Below are 25,578 nucleotides of genomic sequence, written 5' to 3'. Positions count from 1 at the left end.
GTGCTGTTTGACTACAAGGCCGTCAGTGTCGAAGGTCGGATGACCTACGGACGACTCGATGCGATCAATCTGGTCGACCTCGAAATGCGCCTCAAGCGCATGAATCTCGACCTGATCACCGGCTCGCCAATCAAGCATCGCGCCCTGTTCGGCGGGCAGCGCGTACCGCGGCCGGAGCTGATCAATTTCTGCTTCCACCTCGAACACCTGACCCGGGCCGGTGTCCCCATCCTCGAAGGGCTGACCGATCTGCGCGACTCGGTAGACCACCCCCGCTTCCGCGAAGTGATGGCCGGGCTGATCGAAAGCATCGAAGGCGGGCAGACCTTGTCGCAGGCCATGAACGCCCATCCGGAAATCTTCAGCCAGGTGTTCTGCAACCTGATCCGCGCCGGCGAGGCCAGCGGCCAGCTGCCCGACGTGCTGGCCAGCCTGGCCGAATCGCTGAAATGGGAAGACGAGCTGGCCTCGCATACGAAAAAGCTGCTGATGTACCCGGCCTTCGTGGCGACCATCGTGCTCTCCGCCACCTTCTTCCTGATGATCTACATGGTCCCGCAGCTCAAGCTGTTTGTGAAGAACATGGGCCAGGTGCTGCCGCCGCACACCAAACTGCTGTTTTTCATCTCCGACCTGCTGGTCGGCTACTGGTACATTTTCCTGGCGCTGCCGGTCATTGCCGTGATTGCCTTGCAGGCCGTGCTGCGCAGCAACCCGCTGGCGCGCGTCCGCCTGGATGGGATCAAGCTGAGCCTGCCGGTCATCGGTCCGATCCTGAAAAAGATCATCCTCTCCCGTTTCGCCAATACCTTTGCCATGCTCTACGCCTCCGGCATTCCGGTACTTGAGTCGATCCGAACCACCCAGGCTGTGGTCGGCAACCATGTCGTGCGCAAGGCGCTCGAGCGCGTCGAGCAATCGATCCGCGAAGGCCAGAACGTGGCCAGCGCCTTCCGCGATGTCGGCATGTTTCCGCCGCTCGTCGTGCGCATGCTGCGCATCGGCGAAAGCACCGGCGGACTGGACAAGGCGCTACTCAACGTCAGCTACTTTTACAACCGCGACGTCAAGGAATCGGTCGGCAAGGCACAGGCGCTGATCGAGCCGATGCTGACCCTTTTCATGGGCGCCCTGCTCGGCTGGATTATGCTGTCGGTCATCGGCCCCATTTACGACGTCATCAGCAAGATCAAAACGTGAGCTGCCGCCTCCTCTATCTCAACACCCATCGCCTGTCGGCCCACGCCTGGCAGCAGGGCAGCCTGCGCGCCGAGGGGGTGTTCGACAGCGACGAGGACGGCCTGCGGCAATTTGCCGAATACCTCCAGGAACACAGCAGCAGCCAGTTCTCGCTTCTGGCCAATGTCGCGGAGGAAGGCCACGCCCTGGAAACCATCCCCTTCCTGCAGGGCGGTGACCGGCAAACACTGATCACCCGCAAGATCGGCCAGCATTTTCTCGGCACGCCGCTCGCCGCAGCCATTTCGCTGGGCTACGAGAAAAGCCAGCGCAAGAACGAAAAACTGCTCCTTTCGGCCCTCACCAATCCGGCCCATTTCGAGCCTTGGTTGCGCCGGATCAGCGACGCCGAGGTGCCCTTGGCCGGCATTTACACGGTGGCCCAACTGGGCGGCCAGCTTCTCAAGAAGCTGGGGCAGGAGAGCGGCCGCTGCCTGCTGCTCACCGTGCAGGATCACTCGATCCGCGAGACCTATCTGGTCGACGGCCATGCCCATTTTTCGCGCATGGCCCCGCTCACCGACAGCAGCATTGCCGGCATCGCCAGTGCCCTGGCGGCCGAATCGGGCAAGCTGCATCAGTACCTGATCGGCCAGCGCCTGATCGGCCGCGACGAGAGCCTGCCGGCATTCATCGTCGCCCACCCGGCGACTATCCCGGCCATCGAAAAGGCCTGCCCGGAACAAAGCCCGCTGAGTTTCAGATTGATTGACAGCCATGTCGCCGCCGGCAAGCTCAAATTGCGCACGCTGCCCGCCGACAATCGCAGCGACCAGCTTTTCCTCCATCTGCTGGCGACGGCCCCGCCCGCCCAGCAATTTGCCGGTGAGGCGCATCGCCACCATTTCCGTCTGGCGCAAATTCGCCATGGCCTGATCGCTGCCGGCCTGGTCGCCTTGCTTGGCGGCGTCCTTTTTGCCGCCAAGGAAACCTACGAGGCCAGCAACCTGCGCGCCGAAGCCAGCGCGCTGATCGCCAACGAAACCGATCTCAACCGGCGCTATCAGGAAATTTCGGCCACCTTCCCGCAACTGGATGTCGACCACGAGACACTACGCCGACTGACCAACCGCTATGGCGATCTGGTCCGCCAGCAGCGCCTGCCGGCCGCAAGCTACCACATGGTGAGCCGGGTTCTTGATCGCATGCCGGCTATCACGCTCGAAGGCATCGACTGGAAAAATGGCCAAAATTTCCGGTTGACCGTGGCAAACCAGGTTAACGAGCCGGAGATCACCACCGTCCGGGGCTCCATCCACCTTGAACGGGCGACGACCCGGCAAACCCTGGCCGTCTTCGATCAATTTGTCGACGCGCTGCGCGCCGATCCCGCCAATACCGTCAACGTGCAGCAGCGGCCCTTCGACATTGAATCGGGACGCGCCCTGCGCGGCGGCGACGGGTTGGACGAAGAAGCCCAGCCCCGGCAATTTGCCGTCGAAATCGTCCGGAAAGTCGCGCCATGAAACTGACCGGCCGCGATCTCCCGAAACTCTGGCTGCCGTTGCTTGCTGCGCTCGCCATGTTCCTCGTCGCCGGCCTGCTCGTCTGGGGCAGCCAGCTCGACGCCGGCAAGGCCGAGCAAGAGCGCAGTGTCGCCACCGCCGCCAAGAATCAGATCGAGCAACGCCTGCGCCAGGTCCGCACCGAAGAGCAGGAAATCAGGGAGCGAACCCAACTCCTGCAGCAACTGCAGAACTCCGGCATCACCGGCGATGAAAAACGGCTCGACTGGATGGAAATGCTCCGCGAAACACAGCGCGAGCTACGCATCCCGGGCATGAGCTACGAATTCGGCGCCCAGACCAGCCTCGACAAGGGCGAGGACGCCACCTACGCCTGGTTCAGCAGTCCCCTGCTCTTGAAACTCCGCCTCCTGCACGAAGAAGACCTGCTGAATTTCCTGGCCCGCGTCGAGAAAAATGCCAGAGCGCTGGTCATCGTCCGCAGCTGCAAGCTGGTACCGCTGCCCAGCCAGGCAAATGGCCGAGAAGTCATGGCCCAGCTCAGCGCCGAATGCGACATGCAGTGGCTGACCGCTCGCCCGGCGAGTGGAAAAAAATGAGTCAGGCCCGCCTGATCCTCCTTCTCATTTTGGCCCAGGCCACCATACCCGGGTTTGCCGAAGAAGCGCCGCTCGGCCGCCTCTTCCTTGACCCACAACAACGGGCCAGACTCGACGCGCAGCGCCAGCACAACCCCGGCTTCCAGCCCAATGCCGGCGACACTGAAGCCAGCCAGACCATCAACGGCGAGGTCCGCAGCAGCAATGGCCGGCGCACCCGCTGGATCAACGGCGAAGCCGACTGGGAAGGCACCACCCCGCCCCCGCGCGTGCCGGTCGGCGACACCTTCAACCCGGCAACCGGTGAGCGCGAAAGCGTGATCGGCAGCGGCCGCATCGACATAAAACGCGGCAACCGCAGCAAATGAAACACCACGCCCTACCCTCCGCGCAGAGGGGCGTTGCACTCCTCGCCCTGCTTGTCATGCTCCTGCTGGCCGGAGGTTATGTTTTCTATCGCAGCAGCAATCTCGGTGGCCACCAGAACCAGGAGCGTGACGCCGTCCTGCAGCGCCTAGCCCAAGCCAAGGAAGCCGTGATCGCCTATGCGGTAAACGATGCCACACGTCCCGGCAGACTGCTCTGCCCAGATCAGATCGGCGATGGGAATTCACCAAAATTTACCCAAGACGATTGCCCAAGCTATGGCGGCTGGCTCCCCTGGTCAACGCTGAACCTAACTGAAAACTCGGATGCCCAGGGCGGGAAGTTCCGCTATTTCCTCTCACCGGCCTTTGGCGGTCAAAGCGCCAACGTCATCCTCAACAGCGAAACGGCAACCACGCTTCGCCTGGATGTTCCAGTCGGAAACAGCAGCAACGACATTGCCGCAGTCATCATCGCCACCCGCGGCGCGCCGGATGCTCGCAACACCGATGGCGACGACTATTTCTTCAACCACGACCGCAGCAACGAACTCAGCCAGCCCGACGACAACGATATCGTCATTGCAATCACCCGCCAGGAGCTGATGGCCGCCGTCGAACAACGCATCGCCAACGAGCTCCGCACCTGCCTCGACCAGCATTCAAACAGCGCTGACAACGTGCAAAAAACCTACCCGTGGCCGGCTCCACTCTCCAACAGCATTTTCAAGGGTGTCGAAGACAGCCTGTTCGGCATGGTCCCCGACACGCAGCCCGGCAATCCGGACGTCGCACTCAAGGATGCAATTGCCAAGCTGACGCTTTCCAAAAATAGCCTGATTTTCCCGTCGACCGTGGCAGAGGCGACCACGCAGGCCGCCAACCTGCAACAACTGCAGCAGGTAGCGGCGTATGCCCGCCTGCTCCTCGACCGCCTGTACACAGTCGCCCTTGCCCTGAATATCAGCGCCGTTGACGCCAGCCTGCAATTCAATGCTCTGGACAATACCCTGGCCAACGCGACCGTGAACAAAACCACCTTTACCCCACTTGCCGGAACGCTGCCGGGTGCCATCGCCAGCGCATTGCCCGGCCTCGCGACGTTTCAGGAAGCCTTGGGCAACAGCGGCTTCGACATTTTCCTGACTGAACTGCAAGCGCAAAACGCTGACTTGGCCGCGGCCTTGGGCCTCGCCAGCGCCGCACCGACTGCAAGCAACCTGAATAAAGTGCTCACCACGGTCAACGAACTCAATAACCGCCTGTTGAATTTCGCCTCCACCCCAAACCCCGACATCGAGGCCAGAATCAACACCGCGTTTACTGCTTCCAGCGCCGCAGCCCTTAGTCTCAACGCCGCAAAAAAAACTCTCGATCCGTCAGCAATCGCTCAGGCCATGGTCTCCACACAGGCCCTTTACAACGGCAACCAAAGTCTTGCCACGACAATACTTTCAATCCAGGACGTTGCTTTCCGTTCCGAAGACATCACCTCGCAGCAAGAAATGTTGGCCGCCAGCGACACTGCAGCCACCCGCGCGCAGCTGAGCACGGTATTGAACACCGCCAAAACGCTGGTCAATTCGCTCAATGCCGGCACAACGCTCATGTCCACCTCCCGTGCCACCAGCCTGGTTGCGCTCGACAATGCGCTCAGTGCCACAGCGAGCGTGGACAGCACAGCCACCGCGATCCAGGCCAGCGCCACCCAGGCAACACTGGCGCTCAACAAACTGGCGCAAACGCTCAATGACAATGCCGCCTTCGAATCCCTGAAAACGCTGGGCCAGTCACTGACCAGCGCCACCCTCCAGGCGCCGGCCAACGTTACCGCCGCCCGGGCGCTGCGCACTCCCGTCAAGGCAGTCATCTACTGGAGCGACACCGCCGCCTACCACGCCGACAAGATTGCCACCCAGGCCCGCCGCGGCATCATCAACGGCGTGCCCACCCAGGAAGACAGCGACAGCTCTGCCTACACCGCCGCCAGCCGCCTGCTCAACAGCCTCGATGGCGAAACCGGCAGCATGGCACGACTGGAAAAATACCTTGCCAACCCCAGCGACAGCCTCCTCGCCGATGCCAATAGCGCACTCGCCACCACCCAGGGGCTGCTTAATGCCGCCCTAACGGCGGCCCAGCAGCTCGACACCACCTTGAACAGCAGCATGGCCGCTGCCACCGTTCCCGCACTCTGGTATGGCAAGGCATGCGACTTACTTGCCCCCGCTACAGGAAGCAGTAAAAAGTGGTGGGTTGCCAATGCATGGAAATACCTTTTTTTCTACCAGATCAGCAACCATGTCCGTCCGGCCGAAGGCGACCTAACCATCCTTAACGACCCGCTTGTAAACGGTGCCAGACCGAAGTACCGCGTAGTTGCCATTGCCGCGGGTAAAAGAGGATGGAGCAATGCGTCTGCACCTTGCGATTGGAAATTTCAGGATCGCGCTGCAACACCAAAATCAACAGCAAATTATCTGGAAAACGGTAACAACGATCCATCACGGGATGGCGATGCGAACGACCCAATCAAAATCAAGAAGACCTTTATCTCCGGACCAATCAAAATAATGAACGAGTCCGAACTTGAAGCACTCCGGGCGACATGCCAGCCCCCAATTAACTATCCACCCTCTACAAAATTTCCAATAACCACATTCAATGATCGGCTTGCCTATTAACCCCTCACACAAGTCGAATCAACGTGGCTTTTCGCTCGTCGAACTGGCTATCGTGCTGGTCATTGTCGCCCTTCTCTCTGGAGGTCTCGTGCTCGGCCTTTCTGGCCAGCGTGAGCAGATACTGAACAAGGAAGCCCAAGAACAACTGGCCCAGATTCGAGACTCGCTGCTAGGCTTCGCAATGTCAGCCGGACGTTTGCCTTGCCCTGCCAATCCGGCACTAACCATACAAAATGGCGGCGGAAATGAGGCACTTATTTGCGCGCCGGCCGACTGCAGCGGGGACAAGACGTGCGCGCTTGAGCATGGCGTCGTTCCATGGCAAACACTAGGCTTGAAAGAAACCGACCCATGGGGGAACCGTTTTACTTACTTTGCCGGTAGAGAATATTCAAACCCATTACTCCAGAGCGAAATGGATCAAGGGATGCGAACCCGTTTCACACTGGACACCAACGGTCGGGCAAATATTCAGGATGGTGCCGGCAATAACATCGCTTCGGCAATTCCAGCAGTTATTGTCAGTCACGGTACCCGCAGTACCGGTGCCTATCAGCCGACTGGTGCGCAATTACCCGGAGCCGCTGGCGACGAAGCAGAAAATGCCGACGCCGATCTGACCTTCATCGCCCACACCCCCACCGACAGTTTCGACGATCTCGTCACCTGGATCATCCCCACCGTGCTCAAGTCGCGCATGGTTGCCGTCGGAAAACTCCCGTAGGTCTCACTCAAGCAAGCCGTTCAGCATATTGACCGGGGGCAGGCCGACTGCCAAACTGAACCTCTCGGACATTCCTGTCTCCATCAAAGCGCCTCCGTGAATCGCCAACCATTTCTTGTTGCCCTGCGCACCGGCGGCGTTCGCCCCGAAGACGATGCTGAGACACGCCTGAAAAAGTCGTTGCTGGTTTTTGCCACCGGCCTGGTGTGCACCGGCTCGATGCTCTGGCTGTTCCTGTATGGTCAGATGGGGCCGCAGTTTTCAGCGAATGCTCCCTTCGTTTTCCAATTGCTGCTGGTCGGTAACCTGCTTTACTACTTTCGCAGCGGCAATTTCGATCTATTTCGCTATTCGCAACTGGCCCTCTTCCTGTTCGCACCGTTTGCCGTGCAATGGAGTATCGGCAACTTCATCACGGCCAGCGGCACCAGCCTGTGGGGGTTGCTCGCCCCGATCGGGGCTGTCCTGTTTTTCGGCGTTCGCGAATCGCTCGCTTGGTTCATCGCCTACATTTTCCTGACGGCACTATCCGGCTTTTTTGACTATTTTCTGGCAGATAGCCTGGCCAGCAATGCCCCCAGGATATCGATACGAACCAGCGTCTTTTTCTTCGCGCTGAATTTTGCCGCCATCTCCAGCATCGTCTACCTGCTGTTGCGCTACGCAGTTCAGGAAAAAGCCAAGACGCAAGCCAGCCTTGAAGAAACGCATCGACTGCTGCAGGACGAGCAGGAGCGTTCCGAGCGACTGCTACTCAACATCCTGCCCGGCCCAATCGCCGAACGGCTGAAACGCGACAGCCAGGCCATCGCCGACGGCTTTGCCGACGTCACGATCATGTTCGTCGATATCGTCAATTTCACTCGGATCGCCGAAGGGCTGACGCCACAGCAGGTTTTCGCCATGCTCAACCGGATTTTCTCGTCTTTCGACGAATTGGCCGAGCAATATGGCATGGAGAAAATCAAGACCATTGGCGATGCTTACATGGTTGCCGGCGGCCTCAACAACGAGCAGACCAACTACACCCGATCCATCGCCGAACTGGCAGTCGCCATGCGCGACCTGCTGCATCGCGACTTCACGGTAAACGACATGCATCTCGACGTTCGTATCGGCATCGGCACCGGGCCGGTCGTTGCCGGTGTCGTCGGCAAGAAGAAGTTCATCTACGACCTGTGGGGCGACACCGTCAATCTGGCCAGTCGGATCACCAGCGAAGGCACTCCGGGGATGATCCATGTTGATGCAACTACCCACCTGCGCCTGGCCCAGCATTTTTCTTTCGATGACCCACAGACGCTCTATCTCAAGGGCAAAGGCAATACCGTCGTTTATCGCCTGAACGGCTTACGGGCGCAACAACCTATCGGCGGATCGACAGGGTGAATGCCACGCACCCCGGTCGATTTTCAGCCAGGACCAGTGAATAACCCACCCCGTCAGCCTGCCGGGCTGCATGATACAAACCGATTCCCAGACCGTCTTCGGATTTAACCGGCTCTTTTAACAAGACGCCGGTCACAGTGGGGTCAATAGGCTGACCATCATCCGAGACTGTCAGGCTGCCATCAGCAAAAAGTACGCTGATCCTCAGACCCGGTTGGCGCAAACGTTTGGCCAGCGCGTTCTGCAACAGGTTTTCTGCCACGCTGTCGAACAGCGGGCCGGGCAAGAACTGACCGGCAGTGGCTTCGCCCTGCCAATCGACCTCCAAATGTCCGTTGCGCTCCTTAAACTGGCGCCACCATTCGTTGGCGCCAACCATCTCCAGACGCTCGATTTGCGGTGACTGCAGTTTATCCAGCGTCGCTTTCAAGCGGTCTGCAATTTGCGGTAGCTGTCGGCCGAGCAAAGCCGCCACCTCGGCCGGATCACCTGGCTGATTCGCCGCATAGCAAAGCACTTGCAGAGACTGGAGCAGATTCTTCACGTCATGCGTCACCCGCGCGCCGGTTTCATAAATGGCCTGAACATAACCCATGCGCTGCAACCGGTGCGTCTGCAACTTGACCAGGTAAAACTCGACAGCAAGGCGGAGCAGCCACTCGACATGCCAACGCATGGCTGGTGAAGGCGAGTGATGAAAATGGACCGACAGCGTCAGTTCGTTCGCTTGGCTAGTGTGGGCATATGGGCTCTGCTCGCCGGACTGTCCGGCCCGCTCTCCGGCTCGCCAGGAAACACCGACAATCCACGGAATACCTTGCAAACGCAGCATCACCGCATCGAGAAACAGCGCCGGATCGGTATATCGCTCACTCTCCTCCGAAAGTTGAACGAGCCACTGCTCAAGCGGCATACCAAGCGACAACATATAACGTGAAATCGCCGAACCGATGCCGGAAAAACCGCCACGCGGGTTCCATGCCCAAGCCACGACCAGCAACGCCCCGGCAACAGCCAGCGAAGTCTTGAACAAGGCTTCGACATAGCCAGCCCCGCCAACCAGCATGTAAGCCAGTGCCCCCAGCACAAAAACGGCGAGGACAAGAAAAACCATGACCCCATAGAACAGATCAAAGGCTTCGCCAGATTTACGCTGCGGCGCCCGGGCCGGAAAAACAAGCAGAAAGGGGAGAAATATCGGCATGAAACGGGCAAGTGATCCGCGCAAAACCGGATCGATGGCTACCGCCGGCGAAATTTCCGGTATCGCACCCAGGACAGTGATACCGACCAGATATCCGAAAGCCAGAAGATAGCCTGAGCGCTCGCCAGATCTTTCGGTCCCCAGCACTCGCCCACCAATGGCTGCCGCGAGCGCTCCGCACCAGATCAATAACAGCCACGGACCGAGCAAGAGCGTAGATCCCAGAACCACGCCGAGCAACACGATCCCTTGCCGCAATTCGATCCGGCGCTCGCCGGCGACAAAGGGCTGCCAAATCAGGAAAAGGCCGAGAGCAACCACCCATAGCAAACGAACAGCAGGAATCTTCCACCCGCCAAACGCCAGTGCGTGAAGCATCAACAAATGGGTTGCCAGCAGAAAATGCGGCCAAGCGGCCAGGCGGCTGGCAATTTGGCCGACGATCCCGGTGTTCATATTTCAGACAACCTGTCCATATCTCGACACTTATTACCCAGCCATTTGTAAAGAGTTGCCAAATATACGCCAAAACGCATAGGCACGAAATTTGCGAATGATTAACCAGAATTCAATTGGAGAATGCCATGAAATACCAACAAAAAGGCTTTACCCTCGTCGAAATTGCCATTGTTCTTGTCATTATCGGGCTACTGCTGGGCGGTGTGCTGAAGGGGCAGGAGTTGATCAACAGCGCAAAAGTTAAAAACTTTGCGACGGACTTCCGAAACATTCCTCTGTTTATTTATGGCTATCAGGATAAATACAAAGCGCTGCCCGGAGATGATTCCGCTGCAAGCACCCACGTCACCGGCGCCACGACGGCAACCTGTAGCAATTGCCTCGGGAATGGCGTAATAAATGGCGCATGGAACACCACAACAGCCACTGATGAAAGCTTCCTGTTCTGGCAGCATGTTCGACTTGCCGGCCTTGCTGCAGGCCCGACCGTTACATCCGCTGCTGACTACATTCCGAAAAATGCTGATGGCGGCATAATCGGCATCACCAGCGCAGTCAGTACGCCGATTACCGGATTACGCGGATCGTACATCGTATGTTCGCAAGGCATTCTGGGAAAATTTGCCAAACAACTGGACATCACCATGGATGATGGCAATACAGCTACTGGCTCAATGCAGACAATGGCCACTCAAACCGCAAATCAAACCACTGCAGTGAGTCCGGTTCCCAACACCGGTACCACCGGATTAATTGACGACGCAACCTCTTATACGGTTTGCATGGGATTGTAAGCGTCCAAAATACAACGCAAATGTGGCCCGCCCCGGCGGGCTTTTTCATTTCTGCAGCAGGCGCTCCTCCGCTGCAGTGACTGCTTCAGGGAGGCCAAGGACGACAACCACATCCCCTTCTTCCAGGCGTGTTTCCGGGGCTGGCTCCAGAGCACGAATACCGCGCCGGCGGATGGCGCTGACTTCACAATCAAGTTCGTCAAGATTCAGCGCATCCAGGGTCTGCCCAATGCCAGCGGCGCCTGAAACCAGTAGCACAGAGTGAAGGCGCGGGTGATGTTCATCGTCGTCGTCATGATCACGGTCAGATATGCCCCGATAAAAACCGCGCAACAGGCTGTAGCGCTGGGAGCGTGTTTGACGAATACGCTTGAGCACCCGGTTGACCGGGACCCCAACCAGCACCAGGGCATGTGAAGCAAGCATCAGACTGGCCTCCAGCACTTCCGGGACAACCTCCGCCGCCCCCGCCCTGGTCAGACGGTCCATATCACGCTCATCGAAGGTGCGGACGACCACCGGCAGGTCAGGACGCGACTCCTGAACGTGATGCAGGACCTTCTCGGCCAACTGGGTGTCGCTGACGGTGACGATCACCACGCTGGCCCGCATCAGGCCGGCAGCCATCAAGGCTTCTTTCCTGCCGACGTCGCCATAAACGACGTTTTCCCCGCCAGCCGCTGCCTCCCGGACACGGTCCGGATCGAGGTCGAGGGCGACATAGGCGATGCTTTCCTGGTTCAAAAAACGGGCTAGGTACTGCCCGCTCCGGCCGAAACCGCAGAGGATCACGTGTTTTTCGGCACCCATGGACTGAGCGGCGATCCTGGTCAATTGCATCGAGCGCATCATCCATTCGCTGGCGACGAAGCGCACGACGATCCGCTCGCTGTACTGGACGATGAACGGCGCGATCAGCATGGAGAGGACGAGCACGGTCAACGCGACCTGCTGGATTTCCCGGGGCATGTTGATGATTTCGCCAAGCAGCACGAAGCCGAATTCACCACCCGCGCACAGCCACAAGCCGGAGCGGATGGCATTGCCCGGCGAAGAGCCCAGTCGCCATGAGAGCAGGCCGACAACCAGCGACTTGATCAGCAACAAGGCAAGCAGCGCCAGCAAGACCTGCCACCACAGCCCGACCAGAATATGCAGATCGAGTTTGACGCCGATGGTAACGAAGAAGAGTCCCATCAGCACATCGCGGAAGGGTTTGATGTCTTCTTCCACCTGCATTTTGTATTCGGTTTCCGAAATCAGCATGCCGGCGACGAAAGCGCCAAGCGCCAGCGACAGCCCCGCTAGTTCGGTGATTGTGGCGAGACTCAGCGTAATCAGCAGCACGTTGAGAACGAACACTTCGGAAGACTTGGCCCGTGCGACAAAATGGAACCATTTGCGCATCAGTTTCTGGCCGAAGACAAGAATGACGGCCAGCACCACGACAGCCTTGAACAATGCCACCGCCAACAGCATGGCCAGTTTTTCCGGCGGCTGGGTCAGCGAGGGAATGATGACCAGCAGGGGGACCACGGCGAGGTCCTGGAAGAGCAGGACGCCCATGATCTCCCGCCCGTGTGCCGAATCCAGCTGCTGGCGTTCGACCAGCAGCTTGGTCAGAACGGCTGTCGAAGACATGGCGAATACGCCGCCGAGGGCGATGCCCAGTTGCCAGCTGACGCCGAAAAGCATGATCAGCCCGGCAATCAGGGTCATGCTCAGAATCACCTGCAGCATGCCCAGGCCGAAAACGATGCGCTTCATCGCATACAGCTTGGGCAGCGAAAATTCGAGACCGATGGAGAACATCAGAAAAACGACGCCAAATTCGGCGAGATGCTCGGCCCGATAGACGTCGTTCATCAGGTTCAGCGCATGCGGGCCGATGACGCTGCCGACGAACAGGTAGCCGAGCACCGGCGGCAAATTGAAACGACGGAAGATGACCACGGCCAGAACCGAGGCACCGAGCAGGAGGAGGACGAGGGAGAGTGCGCTCAAGGTCGTTGCGTGAAGTCGGGTATACTTCGGCCATCATAACCTCAGCAAGCCCATGAACCCAAGCCAATCTACCGCCCGCTTCTCCCCGGAACGCGCTCTGGAACTGGGTCGTCAGACCCTGAGCATCGAGGCTGCTGCGGTCGACGCTCTGAAAAGCCGAATAAACGGCGACTTTGCCCGAGCCGTCGAGCTGATCCTGAACAGCCATGGCCGCCTGATCGTCAGCGGCATGGGCAAATCAGGCCACATCGCCCGCAAGATCGCCGCCACCATGGCCAGCACCGGCACCCCCGCTTATTTCGTTCATCCGGCCGAAGCCAGCCACGGCGATCTCGGCATGATCACCCGCGACGACGTCCTGCTCGCCCTGTCCAATTCCGGCGAGTCCGGTGAACTTCTGAGCATCCTGCCCGCACTCAAGCGGCAGGGTGCCAAGATCATCTCGATGACCGGCGCCCCGACTTCAACCCTGGCCCGCGAAGCAGACATTCACCTCGACGCCGGCGTTGCCCAGGAAGCCTGCCCGCACAACCTCGCCCCGACGGCCAGCACGACGGCAGCCCTGGCGCTGGGCGATGCGCTGGCTGTTGCCTTGCTCGACGCCCGCGGCTTCGGGCCGGACGATTTCGCCCGCTCGCACCCCGGCGGCTCGCTCGGTCGTCGCCTGCTCACCCACGTCCGCGACGTCATGCGCGCCGATGACCGGGTACCGGCTGTCGCGCCCAACACACCGATCACCGATGCCATCATCGCCATGTCGCGGGGCGGCTTGGGGCTGGTGGCAATCATCGATCCCGCCAACGTCGTGCTCGGCATCTTCACCGACGGCGACCTGCGTCGTTCTTTTGAAAAACGCGTCGACCTGCAGCAAGGCGACATCGCGTCGGTCATGTACGCGGCACCGCGCACCATCGGTCCTGACCGCCTTGCCGTCGAGGCAGTCGAAATGATGGAGCGCCTGCGCATCAATGCCCTGCTCGTCGTCGATGCCGACAATCACCTGATCGGTGCACTGAACATGCACGATCTCTTCACCGCCAAGGTCATCTGATGGACATCAACACCCGCGCCGCCAACATCAAGCTCGTCGCCTTCGACATCGACGGCGTGATGACGGACGGCGGCCTGCATTACACCGATGACGGCCATGAACTGAAGACCTTCAACGTCCAGGATGGCCTTGGCGTCGTGCTGCTGCGCCGCGCCGGCATCAAGGTGGCGATCATCACCGGGCGGACATCGAACGTCGTCAACTGCCGCGCCAAGGACCTCGGCGTCGAGCATGTCTTCCATGGCGTCGGCGACAAGGGTGCCGTTTCCGGCCAATTGCTCGAACAACTGGGGCTGCAATGGTCGGAACTCGCCTTCATGGGCGATGACCTGATCGACCTGCCGGCGATGACCCGCTGCGGCCTGGCCATCGCCCCGGCCAATGCCCGCCCCGTCGTCAAGGAACGGGCCCACATGGTGACCGAAGCGAGCGGCGGCAAAGGCGCCGTCCGTGAGGCCATCGAATTCCTTCTCGCCGCCCAGGGCAAGCTCGACGCGGCCTTCGCCCCCTACCTCAACGCATAATGAAGCACTGGCCCAGCCAACTCTTTCCGGTCATCGTTCTGCTCATTCTGGCCGGGCTCAGTTTTTGGCTGCAAAGTACCGTTGACCGTGGCGAAACGAACAATGACGGCAAATTCCGCCATGATCCGGACGCCATGGCCGAGAACTTCACCGTCCGTCGTTTCGACCAGAGCGGCCAGATAAAATACCGTCTCACGGCGCCGTATCTCGTGCATTACCCGGACGACGACACCTCCGAACTGAAGTCGCCGACGCTGATCAGCTATCGTCCGGAAGGCGCAGCTGTCACGGTCACCGGCGATCACGCCAAAGTCACCGCCAAGGGCGAAACCATCTTTCTCTGGAACAATGTCAGCGTCACCCGTGCCGCGACGCCGGGCCGCCTGGAAATGGTTGCCCGCATGCCCGACCTGACTGCCCAGCCCGACGCCGGCATCGCCTTTACCGGCAGCCCGGTGGAAATAACCCAGGGGCAATCCTGGGTCAAGGGCGTCGGCATCCATATTGACAACAACACCTCAACCCTCGTCCTGCAATCACAGGTTCGCGGGCTATACATCCGACCCGGGGCCGCGCCATGACCATTCGACTTGCCACGCTCACCCTCTGCCTTCTGCTCAGCCTGCCGGCCCTTGCCGAACGGGCTGACCGCAACAAGCCGATGCTGCTTGAGGCCAACCGCGTCTCGATCGACGATGCGAAAAAGATCCAGATTCTCGAAGGTGATGTCCTGATCACCAAGGGCACGATGACGCTGAAAGCCGACCGCGTAGTGATCAAGGAAGACCAGTACGGCTTCCAGAAGGGCACCGCTTTCGGCGGCAAGAACGGGCTCGCCCGCTTCCGCCAGAAGCGCGACGGCAAGGAGGAATACGTCGAAGGCGAGGGCGAGCGCATCGAGTACAACACCAACAGCGAAGTCGTCGAGCTGTTCCACCGCGCCTGGGTCAAGAGTGGCGAGGACCAGGTACGTGGCGACTACATCTGGTACGACGCGGTCAGCGAAAAATATCTGGTAACCGCCGGCGAAACCCGCGACCCGAAGGCCCCACCCGGACGTGTTCGCGTCGTCATCCAGCCGAAGGGCAAGGACAGCGACGCCAAACCGGCGGCCCGTGGGGAAAGCCTGGAACTCAAGGGCGCCGGCAACCTCGGGTCGCAAAACGCACAATAGCAGTGCATCGGCGGACAGGTACCAGCGTAAACCCCTGCGTTTACTGAGTTGGAGACAGCAACCAAGCCCATGATTTTCATGGGCTTATTTGCTTTTGTGCGGTGCACAAAATTAATGTTGACAATACAACAATCATACCTATAATAAAGGTCATGGTGCAGTGCAACATCGCTTCATGGGATCGCGCTGCAACGGTTTAAGACTGTTCTGCATAACCTTTTAATTCTGGAGATACCCCATGACTTTCAACTTCACCACCCCTGAGCAATTTGCTTCTGCCAACAAGGCAACCGTTGATTCCCTGCTGTCGCTGGCCAACACCGCTCTGGCCTCTGCCGAGCGCATCGCTGCCCTGAACCTGAACACCGCCCGTTCGCTGGTTGAAGATTCCGTTTCCGGCGCCAAGGCCCTGATGGGTGCCAAGGACGTCCAGGAAGCCCTGTCGATCCAGGCTTCGCTGGCCCAGCCGAATGTCGAGAAGGCTGTTGCCTACTCCCGTTCCGTGTATGAAATTTCGGCCCAGACCCAGGAAGAACTTTCCAAGATGGTCGAAGGCCAGTTCGGTGACTTCCAGAAGACCGTTGCCGGCCTGCTCGACAAGGCTGCCAAGTCTGCCCCGGCTGGTTCTGACGTTGCCGTTGCTGCCGTCAAGTCGGCCATCGCTGCCGCTACCTCCGCTTTCGACAACATGAACAAGGCTGCCAAGCAGGTTGCCGAGATCACCGAAGCCAACGTCGCTGCCGCCACCAACGCCACTGTCAAGGCTGTCGGCGCTGCCTCTTCCAAGGCCAAGAAGTAATCTGCCTGTCACCCCTGCTTCGGCGGGGGTTTTCGTTTCGTCCGCAGCACACAACCAAACTGGAGATGACAATGAGCAACCCGAATTTCGAACAACTGACCGCCGCCCAAAAAGCCAACGCCGAAGTCATGACGACCCTGCTGCGCACCGCCTTTGACGGTGTCGAGCGTCTGACCGCCCTGAACATGGCCGCTTCCCGCGAGTTCTTCAACAACACCATGGCCGGTACCCAGCAACTGCTGAGCGCCAAGGATGCCAACGCTGTCGCCAAGCTCAACACCGAACTGGCCCAGCCGAACGCCGCCAAGTGGATGGACTACTCGCGTAGCGTCTACGAACTGGTCGCCGAAATGCAGAAGGAAGTCACTTCGGTCATGGAATCCCAGTACGGCAGCTTCACCAAGAACATCAACAGCGCCGTCGAAAAGGCCAAGACCTCCGCACCGGTCGGTGGTGACGTGTTCGCCGCCACCATGCAGTCGATGCTGAATGCCTCGACCAAGGCTTTCGACAATATGACCGGCATGGCCAAGCAACTGTCCGACATCGCCGAAGCCAACATGGCTGCCGCCGGCAAGGCTGCTGCTCCGGCCAAGACCAGCGCGACTGCTGCTGCTCGCAAGTCTGCTGCCAAGTAATTCCGGCGCCCTGCGCTGACGAAAAAGCCCGCGAAATTCGCGGGCTTTTTTACGCCTGTCGTTCGCGGGATTTCAATTTTGGCCGTTTTTCCCGGTTGACCGTGGCAACCGGGAAAAACCAATCAGGGCCGCCAGACCCAGTTGATTCCCCGGCTTTCGACTTCGACACGGATTTCTTCCATCGCCTTGTCGACCAGTTCCGGCGAACCTTCGACGCCCAGTTCCAGATGCCTGCGCTCCTTGCCGACCAGAGAGGGTAGCGAGAACAGGCGGAGCGTCGGGTAATCCTTGACGATGCGCTCCATGAGATCGAGTAGCGCGCTTTCGTAGGCCGTCGGGCCGGTCAGCAGGAAAGCCTTTTCGACCATGCCCTCGACTGCCTTGAACTGATCCCGATGGAACGTATCGAGCGCCCACTCGATCATCGGGTGCGCCATCTGCGGAAAGCCCGGCACGAAATAGTGATCGTTGGTCATGAAGCCAGGGATGCGGTTGAATGGGTTGGGGATGATCTGCACGCCGGCCGGGAAGGTGACAAGCAGCTTGCGCTGGTCGGTGATTTCTTCGCCGGCGAAACGGACTTTCAACTCCTCAAAGCCCTCGGGATGCAGTTCCAGCCCGACGCCGAGCGCCGCCGCTACCGCTTGCCGCGTGTGGTCGTCGGGCGTATTGCCGATGCCGCCGCAGGAAAACACCGCGTCGCCGGCGGCCATCGTGCGCTTGAAGGTGGCGGCGAGACGTTCCCAGTCGTCACCGAGGTATTCGACCCAGCTCAGGCGCAGGCCACGCGCACCGAGCAGTTCGGCGATTTTGGCGAAATGCTTGTCCTGCCGTTTTCCCGACAGGATTTCGTCGCCAATGATGACGGCGCCAAAGGTGCGGCTCATACACGTTCTCCTTCGATGGTGACAATCGCCCCGCCGCGCGAGCGGCGCAGCGCTTCCAGCCCGTAATGAACAAATGACAGCGCGGCCAGCGCCGGCACCAGCAGGCCGACGAGCGGAATGTGGGCGAGCAGCGCCATGGTCAGGCCGAGCATGAACAGCGGCGTTTTCTGGCCGCTGCGGACTGCCTGCCACTCACTTGTCGTGGCGTGCATGGACAGCGCATCGTAGGCAAACGTCCGGCGATTCAGCCAGCCCATGAGCAGCAACGGAACAAGCAGCGAAAAGCCGGGAATCAGCCAGAGCGGAATGGTGATCAGCCAGCCGACAATGAACAAAATCGAGGCCAGAACGCTGTTGACCGCAGCAGCGACAAAACTGTCTTTGCCCATCGCCGCGACATCTCGGTACTCGGTCTCGGAAAGGTGCTTGAGCATTAGCGGCATGATGACGATGGCCGCCAGCAGCGAGGCCGTCAGGTAGGCGACGGCGAAGATCGCCATCCAGCCGCCGAGATAGGCCAGGATATGCGCCACCCAGACCAGGCCCCAGCCGACGAGCAAAGTCATCGGCGGGTAGTCCATCATCTGCTGCACCATCCAGCCCAGCCCCCAAACGGCGAGGGCAATGGTCAGCAACAGCGAGAACAGCGCCGGGGTCAGGACATAGAGCCAGACCTTGCCGCTTTTGAGATTGGCGAAGGTTCGCGCCAACGCGAGCATGACGTCACCCATTCTTGATTCCTTCCCATTGTTTTTGCAGGCGCTTGCTCGACACCGGCACCGGCGTCCGCAGCTCCTGCGCGTAGAGGCCGACGCGCAATTCCTCGAGCAGCCAGCGGAATTGTTCGACCTGCGGGTCGAGCGTACCGAGCTTGGCGAGCTGGATGGCACGGCGTTCGTAGTTGGTCCACAGCGGCGCGTATTCAACCATCAGTTGTGCGTCGCGCCCCGGGTTGGCCTTGAGCTTGTCGAGGCGCACCACGACAGCCTTGAAATAACGCGGGTAGTGCTGCAGGCGCTCGAAGGGCGTGTCGATCAGGAAGTTTTTGCCCATCAGTCGCTTCAGTTGCGCCTCGATGTCGGCCACCGCCGCGGCGTGGGCCTTGAAGGCCGGCAGTTTCTTGATCACGGCCTGCCATTCAGTGAGTACCGTGCCGACCAGCCGGCAGACTTCCTGCATGATCAGCCCGAGCCGCGCCTTGCTGTCGCCGCACCGGCTCTTGAAGGCGGTCGGCGTCGTCGGCAGCGGCTCGGTCAGGCAGGCGCGCTCAAAAGTCAGGGCGACGATCTGGTTCTTGAGGTCGTCGGCGCTGCCCAGCGCCATGTACTGCATGGCCATCTGGCTCAGGCCGGGAATGTTCTTGTCGAAATACTTCACCTGATCGCGGAATTGCAGCATGAACAGGCGGAGCAGGCCGGCGCGATGGGCGGCGGCGGCTTCTTCAGCAGAATCGAAGACCTTGAGGCTGACGCTCTCGCCGTCGTCGGTCAGGCCCGGGTAGCCGAGCACGGTCTGGCCGGCGACCGGCACTTCCATGAGCTCGGGCAACTCGCCGAAAGTCCAGTCGGTCAGCTTGGTGAACTCGGACGGCGTTTCGTGCAATTCGGCGAACTCGTCCTTGGCCTGCTTGCCCCATTCGGCGCGCAGGGCGACCAGGCTGCGGTTCATGTCAAGCTGCCGGCCATGCTCGTCGATCAGCTTGTAGTTCATCGAGAAGTGGGCGGGCAGCGCATCGGGACGGAAGGAGTCGGGCGTCACGGCCCAGCCGCGCGCATTGAGGCCGCGCGCTTCGAGGATGTAGTCGATGAGCGGCGTAATCAGGCCCTGGTTCATCTTCTTTTCATTGCCAGCCATGGCCGCGATGAACTCTTCGACAAATTCGGGCACCGGCACCACTTTCGCCCGGATCTTCTGTGGCAGCGTCTTGATGAGCTGGACGAGCTTTTCCTTGAGCAGCCCGGGCACCAGCCATTCCATGCGCAACACGGGAATCTGGTTCAGTTGCGCCAGCGGCAAGGTCAGCGTCACACCGTCGCGCGGCGAACCTGGCTCGAAGTGGTAGCTCAGCGTGTAATCGACGCCGCCGACCTTGAGGTGATGCGGGAAAGCCTCGGTCGTCACACCGGCCGCCGAGTGACGCATGAGGTCGTCTTTCGACAAGTAGAGCAGCTTCGGGGTCTCGCGCTCGGCTTCCTTGCGCCAGTGATCGAAGGTCGCGCCGTTGTGGATGCCCTCGGGGATGATCGAGTCGTAGAAGGCGAAAATCAGCTCGTCATCGACCAGCACGTCCTGCCGGCGCTGCTTGTGTTCGAGGTGTTCGATCTCGCGGATCAGCTTCTGGTTGTGCAGGAAGAAGGGCCAGCGCTTGGCAAACGCCTCGTCGATTTCCTCGCTGACCAGGCCTTGGCGGATGAAAATTTCGCGCGATTCGGCCGGCACCATCGGGCCGTAATGGATGCGCCGTTTGGGGTTGATGACCACGCCGTAAAGCGTCGTCCGCTCCCAGCCCGAAACCTGCATCGACTTCTTTTCCCAGTGGGCGTCGAAGTACTGGCGCTTGATCAGGTGAGCGCCCACTTTCTCCAGCCAGTCCGGTTCGATGCGGGCGACGCAGCGGCCGAAGAGGCGCGTCGTTTCGGTGATCTCGGCGGCCATGATCCACTTGCCGGCCTTTTTCTGCAGCGGCGACGACGGGTGGATCAGGTAACGGATGCCACGGGCACCGAGGTAGAAGCCGGACTCATCGGCCTTGCAGCCGAGATTGCCGAGCAGGCCAGAGAGCAGCGCCTGGTGGATGGCATCGTAGGTGCCGGGCAACTCGCTTTCCTTCCAGCCCAGTTCCGTCACCATGGCGTGCAACTGGCCGTGCACCTCGCGCCACTCGCGCATGCGCAGGTAGGAGAGGAAATGGGCGTGGCAGTTGTCGATCAACTGCTTGTTCGATTTCTTGTGTTCGACGGCGTTCTGGAACCAGTTCCAGAGCTTCCACCAGCTGAGGAATTCGGACTTTTCGTCGGCGAACAGCTTGTGTTTTTCGTCGGCGGCCTGCTGCCTATCCTGCGGCCGTTCGCGCGGGTCCTGTGCCGACAGGCCGGCGGCGATGACCATGACTTCCTTCAGGCAACCGAGATCGCGTGCGGCAACCAGCATGCGGCCGATGCGCGGGTCGAGCGGCAGTTTGGCCAGCGACGCCCCGATTGGCGTCAGCACATTGTCGTCGTCGAGCGCGCCGAGTTCCTGCAGCAGCGCGTAGCCGTCGGCGATGGCCTTGGCTGGCGGCGGTTCGATGAAAGGGAAGCTCTCGACGTCGGTCAGGCGCAGCGACTTCATGCGCAGAATGACGCCGGCCAGGCTGGAACGCAGGATTTCCGGATCGGTAAATGGCGGCCGCGCGTTGAAATCGAGTTCGTCGTACAAGCGGATGCAAACACCCGCCGCCACCCGGCCGCAACGTCCGGCCCGCTGGCGCGCCGCGGCCTGCGAGACCTTTTCGATCTGCAACTGCTCGACCTTGTTGCGGTAGGAATAGCGTTTGACGCGTGCCAGCCCGGTATCGATGACGTAGCGGATGCCCGGCACGGTTAGCGAGGTTTCGGCCACGTTGGTCGCCAGCACGATGCGCCGCTGGCCGCCCGAAGGCTTGAAGATGCGGTCCTGGTCGCCAGCCGACAGGCGCGAGAAGAGTGGCAGGATTTCCGGGGCGTGGGCGCTCGACAAACCCGGCCGGGCCAACGCGTGCTTGCGCAGGGCTTCGGCCGCTTCGCGGATTTCCCGCTCGCCGGGCAGGAAGACGAGGATGTCGCCGCTGCCCAGCCGCGCCACTTCGTCGGCGGCATCGACGATGGCGTCGTAGAGATCGCGCTCGTCGTCCTTCTTTTCCAGATCCTCGACCGGCCGGTAACGCACCTCGACCGGGTAGAGCCGGCCGGAAACCTCGATCACCGGCGCGGGTTTGCCATGCAGGCTGAAATGCTGCGAGAAGCGCTCGGCATCGATGGTCGCCGAGGTGATGATGACTTTGAGGTCCGGCCGCTTGACCAGCAACTGCTTGAGGTAGCCGAGCAGGAAATCGATGTTGAGGCTGCGCTCGTGCGCCTCGTCGATAATGATCGCCTCGTAGGCGTTGAGGTAGGGGTCGGACTGCGACTCGGCGAGCAGGATGCCGTCGGTCATGAGCTTGACCCAGCTCTCGGGGCTGGAGCGATCCTGAAAGCGAATCTTGACGCCGACGCCGGCCCCGACCTGGGTCTTCAACTCCTGTGCCAGCCGCGTCGCCACCGAACGGGCGGCCAGCCTCCGCGGCTGGGTGTGGCCAATCAGGCCACGGGCGCCGAGCCCGAGATCGAGACAAATCTTCGGCAACTGCGTCGTCTTGCCCGAACCAGTTTCGCCGCAGACGATGACGACCTGATTTTTTGCGATCAACTCGGCGATATCGCCTCGCCGCTCATTTACCGGCAGGTCGCTCTGAAACTCCGGCTTCGGCAAGCGGGCCCGGCGCTCGGCCACTGCCGCGCGCGAACGCTCTAGCAGTGCGGCCAGATCGGCTTGCAGTTTTTCGCGTTTATTTCCGGTTGACCGCAGCAATTCCCGCTGCATGCCGCGCAGGCGCTTCTGATCGCTGCTCAGGCAAAGGTTTTCGGCGGGTTCGGCAGGGCGGGCGGTTTTCTCTTGTTTCATTCATCGGAACAGCAAAGCGGGGCACTGATTTTACCGCGCCAATGCGACGCCTCACCGACTGGACGAAAATTGCCGGATGCCGCTTCCCGCATCACCGTCAGGCAATCTGGTTTGCCACGGTCAACCGGAAATTTTGCCCAAATTTGAAATACCCGGAGCACGCCCCAAAAAGCAAAACGCCGCCCCGAAGAGCGGCGTCTGGCGTAACAGTAGGGCGATTACTTCTTGACACCCATCCACTGGGCGCTCTTGCCGTCACTGGTCTTTTCGCAGACGACCTTGACGCCGGAAATCGTGGTCACGGTACCGATGGCTTCAAATTTGCCCGAATCACCGTTGTAGCACTGCGGGGCGGCCTTCGGCGCCGGTGCCGGGGCGGCAGCAGCAGCGGCCGGGGCGGGAGCGGGAGCCGGCGGGGGAGACTGGGTGGCGCAAGCGGTCAGGGTAAGGGCAACAGCAGCAGCAATAAGCAGGGAACGCATGAAAATCTCCTGAAGGTGGTTAGGCGGTAACGGGGACATTGTCTTACGCCAATGTTTCAGTTTCGTTTCACTCCCGGCGACACCGCCCTGCCGCCACCCGGTTTATACTTTCCGCATATCCTCTTTCGACAACACCATGGCCATCATCCGCTGCAACAAATGCACCCTGCTCGCCGAGCAGCCGGACAATCTCGCCGGGCAGAGCATTGCCTGCCCCAAATGCGGCACCCCGGCTCCGGTCTATTCGACCCTGTTTTTCATCGAAAAACTGCTTGATAAATATTTCGATGCCCAGCGCGAGATCATTCGCCTGAAGGTGCCGGCCGAACCGGCCAAGGCCGTTGTCGCAGAGGCAGAACCGGCGAACCCGGCGGAGCCCAACATCGACCTGGCCAACACCGACTTTCTGGCCACTGAAATGCAGCACGGTCCAATCTACGATTGGTTCCAGAAAAAGCAGATCAAGGTCCAGGCCAATATGCGCGGCGTCGATACCAGCGGCTTTTTCGACGAAGTGGCCGAAGCCATCGGCAGCAACTTCGATGTCCTCAAGGACGTCCTCGAACGCATCCGCTGGTCGCAACAAAAAGAGCACGCGAGCACGACCATCCACCTCGAAAAGAGGTCGCCGGCTGATGCCAAGGCCATCTCGGCCTTCTGCCAGCAGCTTTACGATTTTTCCTTCGTCGCCAAATGCTTCCACAACAAGCCGGAAAACAATGTCCGGCTGATTCTGCAAACGGCCCCGACCATTCGCAATTTTTTCAATGGCGAATGGCTGGAATGGCATGCGCTGATGATTTCCCTGCGCTACGCCAAGGAGCGCCAGCGCCGTTTTTCCTGCGCGCGCGGGCTGAATCTCTTGCTCAGCAATGGCGACCCTTACGAGATCGACGTTTTCATGCTCATCGATGGCAAGCTGCCGATCTGCATCGAGTGCAAGAGCGGCGAATTCCGCCAGAACATCGACCGCTATCTGGCGCTGCGCAAACGCCTTGGCCTTGAAGCCAAGCAATTCGTGATGTGCATTACCGGCCTGAGCGATGAAAACGCCAAGGCCTTTTCCGCCATGTACGACCTGACTTTCGTCAACGAACGCAGTCTGGCCGGGCATCTCGGCCGGCTTTTCTGAGCATCCAACCGCCAATTCGCCTGCGTTCGATACTTGAATCGGAACTGTTTTTGAAAGAAGCAACCTAAGTCCAGTACCCGAACCGAAGATTCGGGCAAATATCAGAACAATTTGGCCGCAATTCCGGGCTGCAATGTTTTCTCGAAAGGAAACACAGTCATGCCAACGATGGGTCAAGAAGCGGTCGACAGAATCCGCCGGGATCATGAGCACATGCTGCACCTGATCGATCGCATCCGATCCGAGTGCACCGAGCGCGGCAAAGTCGACAATTGCAACGATTGTGGCGCCAACCGCAAAGGTGTCTGCCACGGCAACATCGAACAAATGATCCGTTCCTTCGTCGAGACCACACTCAAACACAACCTGATCGAATTGATGTTCATGGAAGATCGGGTGCCATCGGCACATCGCCTTGCCCACAATCAGGCGCACATGGACATTGCCCAACAACTGAAGGCAATTCGTGTCGTCTTTTCAGAAGATGGAAACTGCGTGCTGGCCATTGAGGGCATCGACCATATCCACGACACCCTGCTAGCCCACTTCAAGGACTACGACCAGCAACTGGAGGCCTATCTCATCGAGGCCGCCCTGGCACCTCAGCCCTAGGCCAAACAAACCGGCGATGTATTACGGAGAACGCTTCAACGCCTGGACCCACCTCCTCGGCGCCCTGCTCGCCCTGACCGGGGCAATCTGGTTGATCGTCGCCGCCGCGCTCAGCGGCGATGCCGTGAAGACCGCCAGCGTCGTCGTTTATGGTGTCACGCTGGTCATGCTCTACAGCATCTCGACCATCTACCACAGCGTGCGCGGGCCGTTCAAACGCATCCTGCGCAAGCTCGACCATCTGTCGATCTATCTCCTGATTGCCGGCAGCTACACGCCTTTCTGCCTGATCAGCCTGCGCGGCCCATGGGGCTGGTGGCTGTTCGGCATCGTGTGGACGCTGGCCGTTGTCGGCATGCTGCAGGAAATCAAGCCGCGCTCGGAAGCGCGCATCATGTCGCTGATCATTTACGGCGTCATGGGCTGGATCGTGCTGGTCGCCATCAAGCCGCTGCTGGCCAGCCTCGGGCTGGCCGGCTTCCTCTGGCTGGCGGCCGGCGGCGTGTTCTACACCGTCGGCATCATCTTCTTTGCCTTCGACGAGCGCTTCCGCCACTGGCATGGCATCTGGCACCTCTTCGTCATCGCCGGCAGCCTGATGCATTTCATCGCAATACTGTTCTACGTGGTCTGAATCGGTCAAAATGCCATTGGCCTTTTGACCGACGGAAT

At 60.1% G+C, this 25,578-nt stretch carries 23 protein-coding genes; 17 read left to right on the top strand and 6 right to left on the bottom strand.

Annotated elements, in window-relative coordinates; genetic code table 11:
• The 7 genes from AC07TV_RS04405 to AC07TV_RS04375 all read left to right on the top strand — a co-directional run bounded on the left by AC07TV_RS04405 (position 1) and on the right by AC07TV_RS04375 (position 8,466).
• Positions 1-1,200, top strand: coding sequence for a type II secretion system F family protein (locus AC07TV_RS04405; RefSeq protein ID WP_494647188.1), 1,200 nt, complete (start codon positions 1-3; stop codon positions 1,198-1,200).
• Complete coding sequence (locus tag AC07TV_RS04400) at positions 1,197-2,705, top strand: hypothetical protein (protein WP_494647187.1); 1,509 nt, start codon at positions 1,197-1,199, stop codon at positions 2,703-2,705. The genes AC07TV_RS04405 and AC07TV_RS04400 overlap by 4 nt, the downstream gene beginning before the upstream one ends.
• Entirely contained in the window at positions 2,702-3,304 is a 603-nt protein-coding gene (locus AC07TV_RS04395; protein ID WP_494647186.1) for a hypothetical protein, read from the top strand. The genes AC07TV_RS04400 and AC07TV_RS04395 overlap by 4 nt, the downstream gene beginning before the upstream one ends.
• The gene (locus AC07TV_RS04390; RefSeq protein WP_494647185.1) at positions 3,301-3,672 is read left to right on the top strand and encodes a hypothetical protein; all 372 of its coding nucleotides are present in this window, start codon (positions 3,301-3,303) and stop codon (positions 3,670-3,672) included. The genes AC07TV_RS04395 and AC07TV_RS04390 overlap by 4 nt, the downstream gene beginning before the upstream one ends.
• 56 nt (positions 3,673-3,728) lie before the next feature.
• On the top strand, positions 3,729-6,353 hold the full coding sequence (locus AC07TV_RS04385; protein WP_494647184.1) for a hypothetical protein: 2,625 nt from the start codon (positions 3,729-3,731) through the stop codon (positions 6,351-6,353).
• A complete protein-coding gene (locus AC07TV_RS04380; RefSeq protein ID WP_494647183.1) occupies positions 6,334-7,077 on the top strand; it encodes a prepilin-type N-terminal cleavage/methylation domain-containing protein in 744 nt (247 codons plus the stop codon). The genes AC07TV_RS04385 and AC07TV_RS04380 overlap by 20 nt, the downstream gene beginning before the upstream one ends.
• A gap of 96 nt (positions 7,078-7,173) precedes the next feature.
• Positions 7,174-8,466: an adenylate/guanylate cyclase domain-containing protein gene (locus AC07TV_RS04375; protein WP_494647182.1), complete on the top strand. Its 1,293-nt coding sequence runs from the start codon at positions 7,174-7,176 to the stop codon at positions 8,464-8,466.
• Here AC07TV_RS04375 and AC07TV_RS04370 read toward each other — a convergent pair.
• Positions 8,444-10,126 (bottom strand): hypothetical protein, encoded by a 1,683-nt coding sequence (locus AC07TV_RS04370; protein ID WP_494647181.1) that lies wholly within the window; start codon positions 10,124-10,126, stop codon positions 8,444-8,446. The genes AC07TV_RS04375 and AC07TV_RS04370 overlap by 23 nt on opposite strands.
• A gap of 128 nt (positions 10,127-10,254) precedes the next feature.
• Here AC07TV_RS04370 and AC07TV_RS04365 point away from each other — a divergent pair, with 128 nt between their 5' ends.
• Positions 10,255-10,923, top strand: coding sequence for a prepilin-type N-terminal cleavage/methylation domain-containing protein (locus tag AC07TV_RS04365; protein ID WP_494647180.1), 669 nt, complete (start codon positions 10,255-10,257; stop codon positions 10,921-10,923).
• A gap of 45 nt (positions 10,924-10,968) precedes the next feature.
• Here the strand turns inward: AC07TV_RS04365 and AC07TV_RS04360 are convergent, their stop codons facing one another.
• Positions 10,969-12,927 carry a monovalent cation:proton antiporter family protein gene (locus AC07TV_RS04360; protein WP_494647179.1) on the bottom strand — a complete coding sequence of 653 codons (1,959 nt, stop codon included), beginning with the start codon at positions 12,925-12,927 and terminating at the stop codon, positions 10,969-10,971.
• A gap of 52 nt (positions 12,928-12,979) precedes the next feature.
• Here AC07TV_RS04360 and AC07TV_RS04355 point away from each other — a divergent pair, with 52 nt between their 5' ends.
• The 6 genes from AC07TV_RS04355 to AC07TV_RS04330 all read left to right on the top strand — a co-directional run bounded on the left by AC07TV_RS04355 (position 12,980) and on the right by AC07TV_RS04330 (position 17,113).
• The gene (locus AC07TV_RS04355) at positions 12,980-13,978 is read left to right on the top strand and encodes a KpsF/GutQ family sugar-phosphate isomerase (protein ID WP_494647178.1); all 999 of its coding nucleotides are present in this window, start codon (positions 12,980-12,982) and stop codon (positions 13,976-13,978) included.
• Positions 13,978-14,502 carry a KdsC family phosphatase gene (locus AC07TV_RS04350; RefSeq protein ID WP_494647177.1) on the top strand — a complete coding sequence of 175 codons (525 nt, stop codon included), beginning with the start codon at positions 13,978-13,980 and terminating at the stop codon, positions 14,500-14,502. Before AC07TV_RS04355 ends, AC07TV_RS04350 begins: the two co-directional genes overlap by 1 nt.
• Positions 14,502-15,083 carry an LPS export ABC transporter periplasmic protein LptC gene (lptC, locus tag AC07TV_RS04345; RefSeq protein ID WP_494647176.1) on the top strand — a complete coding sequence of 194 codons (582 nt, stop codon included), beginning with the start codon at positions 14,502-14,504 and terminating at the stop codon, positions 15,081-15,083. Before AC07TV_RS04350 ends, lptC begins: the two co-directional genes overlap by 1 nt.
• Positions 15,080-15,676, top strand: a complete 597-nt coding sequence (gene lptA / locus AC07TV_RS04340; RefSeq protein WP_494647175.1) for a lipopolysaccharide transport periplasmic protein LptA — start codon at positions 15,080-15,082, stop codon at positions 15,674-15,676. Before lptC ends, lptA begins: the two co-directional genes overlap by 4 nt.
• 238 nt (positions 15,677-15,914) lie before the next feature.
• A complete protein-coding gene (locus tag AC07TV_RS04335; protein ID WP_494647174.1) occupies positions 15,915-16,475 on the top strand; it encodes a phasin family protein in 561 nt (186 codons plus the stop codon).
• 71 nt (positions 16,476-16,546) lie between these two features.
• On the top strand, positions 16,547-17,113 hold the full coding sequence (locus AC07TV_RS04330) for a phasin family protein (RefSeq protein ID WP_226497284.1): 567 nt from the start codon (positions 16,547-16,549) through the stop codon (positions 17,111-17,113).
• A gap of 122 nt (positions 17,114-17,235) precedes the next feature.
• Here AC07TV_RS04330 and AC07TV_RS04325 read toward each other — a convergent pair whose 3' ends face one another.
• The 4 genes from AC07TV_RS04325 to AC07TV_RS04310 form a co-directional block, all read right to left on the bottom strand.
• On the bottom strand, positions 17,236-18,000 hold the full coding sequence (locus AC07TV_RS04325; RefSeq protein ID WP_494647173.1) for a competence/damage-inducible protein A: 765 nt from the start codon (positions 17,998-18,000) through the stop codon (positions 17,236-17,238).
• Positions 17,997-18,731 carry an EI24 domain-containing protein gene (locus AC07TV_RS04320; protein ID WP_494647172.1) on the bottom strand — a complete coding sequence of 245 codons (735 nt, stop codon included), beginning with the start codon at positions 18,729-18,731 and terminating at the stop codon, positions 17,997-17,999. Before AC07TV_RS04320 ends, AC07TV_RS04325 begins: the two co-directional genes overlap by 4 nt.
• The gene (gene hrpA / locus AC07TV_RS04315; RefSeq protein WP_494647171.1) at positions 18,724-22,680 is read right to left on the bottom strand and encodes an ATP-dependent RNA helicase HrpA; all 3,957 of its coding nucleotides are present in this window, start codon (positions 22,678-22,680) and stop codon (positions 18,724-18,726) included. The genes AC07TV_RS04320 and hrpA overlap by 8 nt, the downstream gene beginning before the upstream one ends.
• 218 nt (positions 22,681-22,898) lie before the next feature.
• The gene (locus AC07TV_RS04310; RefSeq protein ID WP_494647170.1) at positions 22,899-23,162 is read right to left on the bottom strand and encodes a hypothetical protein; all 264 of its coding nucleotides are present in this window, start codon (positions 23,160-23,162) and stop codon (positions 22,899-22,901) included.
• A gap of 136 nt (positions 23,163-23,298) precedes the next feature.
• Here AC07TV_RS04310 and AC07TV_RS04305 point away from each other — a divergent pair, with 136 nt between their 5' ends.
• The 3 genes from AC07TV_RS04305 to trhA all read left to right on the top strand — a co-directional run bounded on the left by AC07TV_RS04305 (position 23,299) and on the right by trhA (position 25,540).
• A complete protein-coding gene (locus tag AC07TV_RS04305; protein ID WP_494647169.1) occupies positions 23,299-24,294 on the top strand; it encodes a hypothetical protein in 996 nt (331 codons plus the stop codon).
• Positions 24,295-24,453: 159 nt separating this feature from the next.
• Positions 24,454-24,906: a hypothetical protein gene (locus tag AC07TV_RS04300; protein ID WP_494647168.1), complete on the top strand. Its 453-nt coding sequence runs from the start codon at positions 24,454-24,456 to the stop codon at positions 24,904-24,906.
• A gap of 16 nt (positions 24,907-24,922) precedes the next feature.
• Positions 24,923-25,540, top strand: a complete 618-nt coding sequence (trhA, locus tag AC07TV_RS04295) for a PAQR family membrane homeostasis protein TrhA (RefSeq protein ID WP_494647167.1) — start codon at positions 24,923-24,925, stop codon at positions 25,538-25,540.
• Positions 25,541-25,578: the final 38 nt, after the last annotated feature.

This window comes from Azonexus sp. GW821-FHT04F04 (genome assembly GCF_059420025.1).
This window is presented reverse-complemented; position numbering and strand designations above follow the sequence as displayed.

Bases quoted from the DNA above. Each gene is read 5' to 3' on its own strand.
- AC07TV_RS04395 (WP_494647186.1), top strand. From the start codon at position 2,702: ATGAAACTGACCGGCCGCGATCTCCCGAAACTCTGGCTGCCGTTGCTT.
- AC07TV_RS04390 (WP_494647185.1), top strand. From the start codon at position 3,301: ATGAGTCAGGCCCGCCTGATCCTCCTTCTCATTTTGGCCCAGGCCACC.
- AC07TV_RS04385 (WP_494647184.1), top strand. From the start codon at position 3,729: ATGCTCCTGCTGGCCGGAGGTTATGTTTTCTATCGCAGCAGCAATCTC.
- AC07TV_RS04380 (WP_494647183.1), top strand. From the start codon at position 6,334: ATGATCGGCTTGCCTATTAACCCCTCACACAAGTCGAATCAACGTGGC.
- AC07TV_RS04370 (WP_494647181.1), bottom strand. From the start codon at position 10,126: ATGAACACCGGGATCGTCGGCCAAATTGCCAGCCGCCTGGCCGCTTGG.
- AC07TV_RS04365 (WP_494647180.1), top strand. From the start codon at position 10,255: ATGAAATACCAACAAAAAGGCTTTACCCTCGTCGAAATTGCCATTGTT.
- AC07TV_RS04355 (WP_494647178.1), top strand. From the start codon at position 12,980: ATGAACCCAAGCCAATCTACCGCCCGCTTCTCCCCGGAACGCGCTCTG.
- AC07TV_RS04350 (WP_494647177.1), top strand. From the start codon at position 13,978: ATGGACATCAACACCCGCGCCGCCAACATCAAGCTCGTCGCCTTCGAC.
- lptC (WP_494647176.1), top strand. From the start codon at position 14,502: ATGAAGCACTGGCCCAGCCAACTCTTTCCGGTCATCGTTCTGCTCATT.
- lptA (WP_494647175.1), top strand. From the start codon at position 15,080: ATGACCATTCGACTTGCCACGCTCACCCTCTGCCTTCTGCTCAGCCTG.
- AC07TV_RS04335 (WP_494647174.1), top strand. From the start codon at position 15,915: ATGACTTTCAACTTCACCACCCCTGAGCAATTTGCTTCTGCCAACAAG.
- AC07TV_RS04330 (WP_226497284.1), top strand. From the start codon at position 16,547: ATGAGCAACCCGAATTTCGAACAACTGACCGCCGCCCAAAAAGCCAAC.
- AC07TV_RS04325 (WP_494647173.1), bottom strand. From the start codon at position 18,000: ATGAGCCGCACCTTTGGCGCCGTCATCATTGGCGACGAAATCCTGTCG.
- AC07TV_RS04320 (WP_494647172.1), bottom strand. From the start codon at position 18,731: ATGGGTGACGTCATGCTCGCGTTGGCGCGAACCTTCGCCAATCTCAAA.
- hrpA (WP_494647171.1), bottom strand. From the start codon at position 22,680: ATGAAACAAGAGAAAACCGCCCGCCCTGCCGAACCCGCCGAAAACCTT.
- AC07TV_RS04310 (WP_494647170.1), bottom strand. From the start codon at position 23,162: ATGCGTTCCCTGCTTATTGCTGCTGCTGTTGCCCTTACCCTGACCGCT.
- AC07TV_RS04305 (WP_494647169.1), top strand. From the start codon at position 23,299: ATGGCCATCATCCGCTGCAACAAATGCACCCTGCTCGCCGAGCAGCCG.
- AC07TV_RS04300 (WP_494647168.1), top strand. From the start codon at position 24,454: ATGCCAACGATGGGTCAAGAAGCGGTCGACAGAATCCGCCGGGATCAT.
- trhA (WP_494647167.1), top strand. From the start codon at position 24,923: ATGTATTACGGAGAACGCTTCAACGCCTGGACCCACCTCCTCGGCGCC.